3 protein-coding genes are annotated in these 4,110 nt (G+C 56.0%); all 3 read left to right on the forward strand.

The window, feature by feature from the left end; translation table 11 throughout:
- Window positions 1-226: 226 nt before the first annotated feature.
- The 3 genes from Q0Z93_RS09765 to pstC all read left to right on the forward strand — a co-directional run bounded on the left by Q0Z93_RS09765 (window position 227) and on the right by pstC (window position 4,002).
- Window positions 227-1,522, forward strand: coding sequence for a hypothetical protein (locus tag Q0Z93_RS09765; protein ID WP_298065047.1), 1,296 nt, complete (start codon window positions 227-229; stop codon window positions 1,520-1,522).
- Between the two features lie 108 nt (window positions 1,523-1,630).
- Window positions 1,631-2,443: a PstS family phosphate ABC transporter substrate-binding protein gene (locus tag Q0Z93_RS09770; protein ID WP_298065049.1), complete on the forward strand. Its 813-nt coding sequence runs from the start codon at window positions 1,631-1,633 to the stop codon at window positions 2,441-2,443.
- Window positions 2,444-2,793: 350 nt separating this feature from the next.
- Entirely contained in the window at window positions 2,794-4,002 is a 1,209-nt protein-coding gene (pstC, locus tag Q0Z93_RS09775) for a phosphate ABC transporter permease subunit PstC (RefSeq protein ID WP_298065052.1), read from the forward strand.
- The last annotated feature ends 108 nt before the right edge of the window (window positions 4,003-4,110 follow it).

Here is a 4,110-nt window from a genome sequence, read left to right on the forward strand (position 1 = left end):
CTCGTCCTGCCACAGCGCGTTGTTCTGCGGAGATGTCCAGTCATTCTGCGCCGCCGCGAAATAGAACGCGCCGGGGTTGCGGATCGCGGAAAAAATCACAGCACTTAACAATTCCGTAATCTAAAATTAACCGAATGCTAAGAACCGGATAACAAAGCGTTAACATAGGCATTCTATGTTTGCAATGTACAAAAGACGGAACAAACAAACCCTAAAAAGGATGCTTATGAAACGAAAATCGACGACACTGGTTCTGGCAGCCCTGCTCCTCGCCGGATCGAACGTCACCGCCGCCGAAGGCAGTCACGGCGAATCCGCAGCGATCGCTCCCAAAGTGGAGGAAGGAGGACTGAAAGTCCGCTTCGGAGAAAAAGGCGGACAGCTCAAAATCTCCGGCTACTTGCAAGCCCAGTGGCAGCTGGCCCAGCAGAAAGGAATCGCCGCCTTCACCGACGGCGGCTCGTTCAATGCCAACAGCGACAACCGCTTTATGGTTCGCCGCGGACGGGTGAAATTCACCTACGATCTCGGCGTGATGCAAGTAGTCTTCCAACCCGATTTCACCGAAAAAGGGGTATCAATCAAGGACGCCTACATCAAACTGACCGCGCCCTCGCAGATCATCGGCGGACAGGTGGGTCTCTTCGACCGGCCGTTCGGCTACGAAATCAGTTACTCTTCGTCGAAACGCGAGTCGCCGGAACGGAGCCGCGTCTACCTCTCGCTGTTCCCCAACGAGCGTGACCTCGGAGCCATGCTGACGCTGCGGGGCAAAAAAGGCACTTTTCTGAACCGTTTCACCCTCAACGGCGGCCTGTTCAACGGCAACGGCATCGGGCAGGAGACCGACTCCCGCAAGGACTTCATCGGCCGGCTGGCTTACCTGCATGCCTACCGGACGGGCGAATGGGGAGCCGCATTCTCCTATTACGGAGGCGGCGTGTTGAATCCGGCGAACGAGAACTACAAGTTCGTCAAAGGTCAGGGATTCGTGCAGCAGGACGGAGTGAAAGGCGACTACTCGAAACGTCATTATTTCGGTGCTGCGGCGCAGGTCTCGCAGCAGTGGGCCGCCGGAACGACCCATATCCGGGCCGAGTACCTCTGGGGCAAGCAGCCGGGGACGCTCAACAAGAACGCCGATCCGGGCGGTACGTCGTTCGGTGCGGGGAAAGATCCGCTCTATCTGCGCAACTTCCGCGGAGCCTATGTGTACTTCATTCAGGACATCGGCAAATCGAAACACTCGGTAGTCTTCAAGTATGACAACTACGATCCGAACACGAAGGTCGGCGCGAACGAGATCGGCCGTTTGCAAGGTACGGGGGCGGCGGACGTGGCTTACAACACCTACGGCATCGGCTATCTGTTCCGGTGGAACAAATACCTGACTCTCTCGGCCTACTACGATTTCGTGGACAACGAGAAGTGTCCCGGCCTCTCCAGTACGGATCCGCTCAAGGATTATGCTTCGCACATCAAGCAGAATGTGCTGACTTTGAGGGTGCAGGCGAAGTTCTAAAGTGCTTTCCGGATCGCTCTGGCGAGCCGTCGGGCGCCCCCGTGGGGGCTGGGGCGCCCGAAATTCACAAAAAATTATTCAGATAAATAACTCAAAAAACAAACGGATATGAAAAAGATCGTAATGCTTATCGCGGCGCTGATGCTGGTCGGCGGTCAGGCTATGGCTCAGAAGCTCAAAGGTTCGGACTCGGTGCTTCCGCTGGCTCAGAAGGAGGCGGAAAACTACCTCAAGAAGAATCCGGGTGCGGATGTGACTGTGACGGGCGGCGGTTCGGGTGTGGGCCTCGCTGCGCTGATCGACAACACGACTGACATCGCTATGGCGTCGCGCAAGATCAAAATCGACGAGCGGCTGAAGCTCCAGAATGCCCGGCGGCCGGTGGTCGAAAAGATTATCGCTTGGGATGCGCTGGCGGTGGTGGTGAATCCGAAGAATCCGGTGTCGCAGCTGACGCGCGAACAGTTAGAGGGCATTTTCACGGGATCGATCACGAACTGGAAACAGGTCGGGGGGCCGGACTGGAAGATCGTGGTCTATTCGCGCGAAACGAGCTCGGGAACGTATGAGTTTTTTAAGGAGAGTGTGCTGAAGAATAAGAATTACATGGCGTCGGTGCTGTCGATGCCGGCCACGGGGGCGATCATCCAGTCGGTGTCGCAGACGCCGGGGGCGATCGGTTATGTGGGCCATGCTTATGTGAATGACGAGGTGAAGGCGCTGAAGGTGTCGTATGATGGCAAGACGTTCGTGGCGCCGACTTATGCCAATGCGAAGAATAAAACTTATCCGGTGGTGCGCCCGCTCTATTTCTACTACACGAAGGATCATGAAGCTGCTGTAAGGGCTTTCGTCGGTTATGTGATGTCGCCGGAGGGGCAAAAGTGGGTCAAGGAGGTGGGATATATCGATGTGCTGTAAGGTGGCTCTCGATCTATTAACCGTTCGTTTAATTGCTGCCCTATTGTTTGAGGGTACTGTTCTCTTTGTGAACAAAGAGAACCAGAAAAACTTTTTGAGATGCTTGCGCATCTCTTGAGCCTGCCGGGTACCCTTGGCTTCGACTTTCTTGGGGTGTGAGCAATAGCGGGCTATTGAATACTGTGTCTTAAGCCCGCTATTGCCACACCCCAAAGAAAACGCAATGCAAGAGGACTGCGGAGCGTAAGGAGTAGCGCAGCTATCTGAAAGTTTCTTTGGTTCTTTCTTTTCAAAGAAAGAACAGTCACTCACAGTTGGGTAAAGATTAAACGAACACTTAAATAAACCAGATGAACAAACGATTCAGGCGGATAGTCGAAGGGATAGTCGAGCGCGTGCTGATGGTCAGCGGCGGCGTCACCTCAGTGACCATACTGCTCATAGTATTCTTTCTGTTCAGGGAAGGAGCCGGATTATTCGGCAGTCCGACCGTAGAGCAAGGGTATGTGGTGGCAGTCAACCGGGAGAACCCCGTGCACGACCTCACGCCCGTGCAGCTCAAGGAGATTTTCGACGGCCAGATCACCAACTGGAACGAGTTGGGAGGAGCAGACGAGCCGATCGTGGTCTTCCGGTTGAACGACATCGAACAGTACGCGAGCTATGAGGAACTGGGCGACGAGCTTCAGTTCATTCCGCAGTGCCTGAGCAAAATCATTGCGGAGCACCCGGGGATGATCGCATTCTTTCCGGACACCTATCTTGAGAAAGATTTCCCGGGCCAGGTGATCGACAAGCGGAATATCGCGCCGGGCGAGTTTTTCCTCGGCGACGAGTGGTTCCCGACGGCGACGCCGGCCCCGCTGTTCGGGATCGTGCCGTTAGTGACCGGGACGCTGTGGGTTTCGTTGGCGGCGATCCTTTTCGCGCTGCCGTTAGGCATGGCAGTGGCGATCTACATGGCGGAGCTGGCGGACGAGCGGGTGCGTAAGCTGCTCAAACCGGTGATCGAACTGCTGGCGGGGATTCCGTCGGTGGTGTACGGATTCTTCGGTTTGGTGGTGATCGTGCCGTTGATTCAGCGGGTGTTCGGTCTGCCGGTGGGCGAGACGGCGCTGGCGGGGAGCGTGATTCTGGCGATTATGGCGCTGCCGACGATCATCACGGTGGCGGAGGATTCGATCCGGAATGTGCCGCGGTCGGTGAAAGAGGCTTCGCTGGCGCTGGGGGCGACGCAGTGGCAGACGATCCGGAGGGTGGTGCTGCCGTATTCGGCGTCGGGAATCATGGCGGCGGCGGTGCTGGGCATTGGCCGGGCTATCGGCGAAACGATGGCGGTGCTGATGGTGACGGGAAATTCGGCGATCATTCCGCATGGCCTGCTGGAACCGGTACGGACGATCCCGGCGACGATAGCGGCGGAACTGGGTGAGGCGCCGAATGGAGGGGTCCACTACGAGGCGCTGTTCCTGCTGGGCTGTATCCTGTTCGTCATTACGCTGATTATCAGTATTGTGGCGGAAATGATGGCGGCGCGAAAACCCAAACAACAAATTTAATTGTAACCGTTCGTTTATTTTCTACCCTATTGGGAGGGTACTGTTCTCTTTGTGAACAAAGAGAACCAGAAAAACTTTTTGAGATGCTTGCGCATCTCTTGAGCCTGC

The organism is uncultured Rikenella sp., from assembly GCF_947628055.1.
Classification (GTDB): domain Bacteria; phylum Bacteroidota; class Bacteroidia; order Bacteroidales; family Rikenellaceae; genus Rikenella.

Excerpts from the sequence above, each read along its gene's own strand:
- Q0Z93_RS09765 (WP_298065047.1), top strand. The coding sequence starts at position 227 with ATGAAACGAAAATCGACGACACTGGTTCTGGCAGCCCTGCTCCTCGCC.
- Q0Z93_RS09770 (WP_298065049.1), top strand. The coding sequence starts at position 1,631 with ATGAAAAAGATCGTAATGCTTATCGCGGCGCTGATGCTGGTCGGCGGT.
- pstC (WP_298065052.1), top strand. The coding sequence starts at position 2,794 with ATGAACAAACGATTCAGGCGGATAGTCGAAGGGATAGTCGAGCGCGTG.